This window comes from Stenotrophomonas pictorum JCM 9942 (genome assembly GCF_001310775.1).
GTDB lineage: Bacteria > Pseudomonadota > Gammaproteobacteria > Xanthomonadales > Xanthomonadaceae > Stenotrophomonas > Stenotrophomonas pictorum.
Map to the genome: position 1 here is coordinate 1 of NZ_BAZI01000237.1, position 4,285 is coordinate 4,285.

At 67.4% G+C, this 4,285-nt stretch carries 4 protein-coding genes; 3 read left to right on the forward strand and 1 reads right to left on the reverse strand.

The features are described from left to right. The 3 genes from JCM9942_RS11465 to JCM9942_RS11475 all read left to right on the forward strand — a co-directional run. On the forward strand, window positions 1-802 hold an 802-nt coding region (locus JCM9942_RS11465; RefSeq protein WP_218185485.1), incomplete at its 5' end, for a HupA family protein. A 10-nt stretch (window positions 803-812) separates the two neighbouring features. Continuing rightward, on the forward strand, window positions 813-3,026 hold the full coding sequence (locus JCM9942_RS11470) for a CHASE2 domain-containing protein (protein ID WP_158499976.1): 2,214 nt from the start codon (window positions 813-815) through the stop codon (window positions 3,024-3,026). 37 nt (window positions 3,027-3,063) lie between these two features. Next, entirely contained in the window at window positions 3,064-3,411 is a 348-nt protein-coding gene (locus JCM9942_RS11475; protein WP_054659784.1) for a DUF3307 domain-containing protein, read from the forward strand. 6 nt (window positions 3,412-3,417) lie between these two features. On the opposite strand, the gene JCM9942_RS11480 is transcribed toward JCM9942_RS11475, so the two are convergent. Next, the coding region (locus tag JCM9942_RS11480; RefSeq protein WP_172675100.1) for a patatin-like phospholipase family protein at window positions 3,418-4,285 on the reverse strand (868 nt) is incomplete at its 5' end.

The window sequence follows — 4,285 nt, forward strand, 5'->3', positions numbered from 1 at the left end:
CGAGCCGGAGCCGGAGCCCGAGCCCGAGCCGGAGCCCCCGTTGCAAACGCTGACAGGCACGTACAGTGGCTTCGCGTCGAGCTTCAGTGGTGGCCGTGCGGCCCTCGGCGGCAGCGCACAGCTGGTTTTCGATGTGACCGCCGGAACGTTCTCCGCGCGCATCGCGCCGATGCAGTGGGAGGGTGCGGCCTACGAGGTCGTCGATGGCCAGTACGTGTCCAACACCGAGTACGGCGCCAGCAACAGCTACGGCACCCTGCAGGTGGCGGTCGAACCGGCGTTGCTGTGTGACTGCGACTACCTCAGCTGGGGCCACTGGGAGGCGTTCGTGCCCGCCAACGGCACCGAGTACAGCGCCGAGCACGGCTACTGGATCGTGGGCAACGTCACTCCCGCTGCGCAGCTGCCCACCGATATCGTCGCCAGCTACAGCGGCCATGCGCTCGGAGCGGTGAGCGATGGCGTCTCCGATACCCGTACCGTCCGGGGCGACTTCAGCGCGACCGTGGATTTCGCCACGGGCACCGGCAGCCTCCAGATCAGCAACTTCGATGGACGCACCTTTGGCGACAGCAATCTGGATATCAACAACATGGCATTGCCGGGCACACCCGATGGCGCCTTTGCGGGAAGCCTGATGGACGACCAGAACAGTTCGCTCAGTGGCGGCTACAGCGCCGGTTTCGCCAGCGATGGCGAGGACAAGGCTGCGGCGATGTTCGGCACCTTCCAGGTCGAGGAGGGCGAATGGTCGGCCAGCGGTATTTTCGGCGGTAACCGTGATGCCGGCGCTGCCAAGTGAGCGGCGGTCGATGACCAGAACGGCAAACGCGCGGCCGCTGCGCCCGGGCAAGGCCCGGCTGCTCTTCGCCGGTGTGCTGGTACTGCTGCTGACGCTGGTGGCGGACGTGGTGCTGCGCGATGGCCTGGCGCGACTGTCGGACCTGCTGTTCGATGCCTTCCAGCGCAGCGCGCCGCGCACGGCTTCGGCCGATCCGGGCGTGGTCGTGGTGGATATCGATGAGGCCTCGCTGCAGCGGGTCGGCCAATGGCCGTGGCCGCGCGACCAGATCGGGCAGCTGGTCGACACCGCCGGTCAGCTGGGCGCGGCCGCCATCGCTTTTGACATGGTGTTCACCGAACCCGATCGCACCTCGCTGGGGCCACAGCTGCAGCGGTTGCGCGCGCAGGGGCTGGATATCCGCCTGCCGCCGCAGCTGGCGCTGGACAACGATGCGCTGTTCGCCGCGACCATCGTCCGTCATCCGGTGGTGATGGGAGTGGCGCCGGCCGATGAAGTCGGCCGTGAGCTGCCACCGCCGCTGGCCGGGCTGTCCTTTGCCGGGACCGATCCGCGTCAGTACCTGCCGGCCGTCCGGGGCGGCCTGTCCAATCTGCCGGTGCTGACCGCGGCCGCCAGCGGCCTTGGCAGTTTTTCGTTTCCGCCGGCCCACGACAACATCATCCGTTCGATGCCGCTGGTGACCGCGGCCGCGGGCCAGCTGTATCCCGGTCTCGGCGTGGAGGCGCTGCGCGTGGCGCAGGGTGCGTCGGGCCTGGTATTGCGTTCCACCGATGCCAGTGGCGAACGCGGCGGCGGGCCGCTGGCGCTGATGTCGGTGAAAGTGGGCGCGCTGGAGTTGCCGGCCTCCGGGCATGGGCATCTGCGCCTGCATTACTCGGGCATGCCGCACATGAGCGTGATTCCGGCATGGCAGCTGCTGCAGTCCGACGCGGCGAGGTTGGCGGCCAAGGTGGAGGGGCGCATCGTGCTGGTGGGAACCTCGGCGATCGGTCTGCGCGATATCGTCGCCACTCCGCTGGCGTCGGCCGCGCCGGGTGTCAACGTGCATGCCGAGCTGATCGACCAGGCCTTGAACCAGCAGTTCCTGCAGCGCCCGGACTGGGCGCGCGGTGCCGAGGTGCTGGTGGCGGTGCTGGGCACGCTGCTGTTGTTGCTGGTACTCAACGGCAGTCGTCCGCTGCTGTCTTCGGCGGTGTTGCTGGGATTGCTGGTCGCGGTGCTCGGCGGCGCATGGTGGGCGTACCGCCGGCACGCCTGGCTGCTGGATCCGCTGCCGGCCGTGTTGTGTCTGTTGGCGGTGTTCCTGACCCTGCTGCCGACGTTGCTGTTCATCGGCAACCGGGAAAAGCGCTTCGTGCGCTCGGCGTTCGGGCGATACCTGTCGCCGGCGCTGGTGGAGCGGCTCTCGCACGACGCCCAGGCGTTGAAGCTGGGTGGCGAGAGCCGCCCGATCACCGTGCTGTTCTCCGATATCCGTGGCTTCACCGCGCTGTCGGAAAACCTGTCGCCTGACGCACTCACCTCGCTGCTCAACCGCTATCTCACGCCGATGACCGATGTGCTGCTGGCCCATGAGGCCACCATCGACAAGTACATCGGCGATGCGATCATGGCGTTCTGGAACGCACCGGTGGATATCGCCGCGCATCCGCGCAAGGCGTGCCTGGCGGCACTGGGCATGGTGGCCGCGGTGGATGCGCTCAACCGTGAAAGTGGCGGGGCGATCCGCATCGGGATCGGACTGAATACCGGCGAGGCCTGCGTCGGCAATCTCGGTTCGCAACAACGCTTTTCCTATTCGGCCATCGGCGACACAGTCAATCTGGCCTCGCGCGTGGAGGGGTTGACCAAGTTCTACGGCGTCACGGTGCTGGTCACCGGGGCGGTGAAAATGCAGGCCACCGATCTGGCCTTCATCGAAGTCGACCGGGTCCGGGTGGTGGGGCGCAGTGAGCCGGTGGTGTTGCATGCGCTGCTGGGAAATGCCGACCTGGTTGCCGACCCGGCATTCCAGCAGTACGCGCAGGCGCATGCGCAGATGCTGGCGCGGTACCGTGCGGCCGAGTTCGATGCGGCCGCTTTGGCGTTGCAGGTGCTGCGCGAATTCCCCGTCGCCGCCTCGCTGGCTGCATTGCATGACCGGTATGCGGACCGGCTCGAGCAGTTGCGGGCTCAACCGCCGGCGCAGTGGGATGGCATCTTCACTGCCACCGCCAAGTAGTGCCAGACTCCAGACCTAGCCCGAGCCGTGTGCGCAGATGGCCCCCTACGACATCCTCCAGACGTTCCTGCTGTTGATCCTCGGCCATGCGGTGGCCGATTACCCGTTGCAGGGCGAATTCCTGGCCCGAGCCAAGAGCCGCTTTTCGCCGATGCAGGGTGTGCCGTGGTACCAGGCGCTGGGCGCACATGCGGTGATCCACGGCGGCGCGGTCGCGCTGATCACCGGCAGTCTGCTGCTGGGCGTGCTGGAGACGGCCAGCCATTGGCTGATCGACGACCTCAAGTGTGGCCGCCGTATCAGCTACAACCGGGACCAGCTGCTGCACGTGCTGTGCAAGGCGTTGTGGCTGGGTGGGCTGCTGTTGTTCGGGCCACTGCCCTGAGGGCGGTCAGTCCTCGAATTCGGGCATGACTTCACCGCGCTGCCAGGCTTGGATGCCTTCCAGGCCACCGGCCTTGTCCAGGAAGCGGCGCGTGTACTCGTAACCGGCCTGTTCCTGCGCGCGGCCGAGTTTGAAGTTCAGCAACCCCATGCCCGGCACGGCCGGCGGTTTGAGCAGCAGGTCGCTGCCCAGCCCGGTGCCGCGCAGCATGCGCCCGGAGGTGATCTGCATCGAACGTGCCGCCACTTCGCCCAGACGCGGGAAGTCATCGTCCCTGCGCTGCCTGCGCAGCAGCTGCCAGGCCAGCGCCAGCCGCGAGGGCACGCGCTCATAGGCGCTCTTGACCTGCCACTCGTTGCCCGGAGAGAGCATCGAGACCATGTTCGGACCGCTCTTGATCGCGCGCATCACCGAGATCGGCACGTTGTTCATGACCCCGCCATCGACCAGCACCTGGCCCTGCGCGTTGATCCATGGCGGCAACGCCACCGGGATCGCGGTGGAAATGCGCAGCGCGTGCCGGGACAGCCCGTGTCGCACCACCTCCAGTTCGTTGGTGGAGAGGTTGGCGCCGACCGCGAAGAAGTTCAGTGGCAGGTCTTCCAGGCGTGAATCACCCAGCTGGTCCTGCATGCAGGCATCCAGATGGCGGTGATCGAGCAGGCTGTACCAGGGCAGGGTGAAGCGCCCCAGCGCCTTGCGCTTGATGAAGAAATGCTCGTAGTCGGCCAGCATCGCATGGGCGTCGTCGCCGGCCGCGTAGGCGTGGGCAACCACCGAGCCGATCGAGGTGCCGCCGATGATGTCCAGTTCAACGCCGGCTTCGCCCAGGGCGCGCAGGGTACCGATGTGCCCGGCCCCCAGCGCGCCGCCG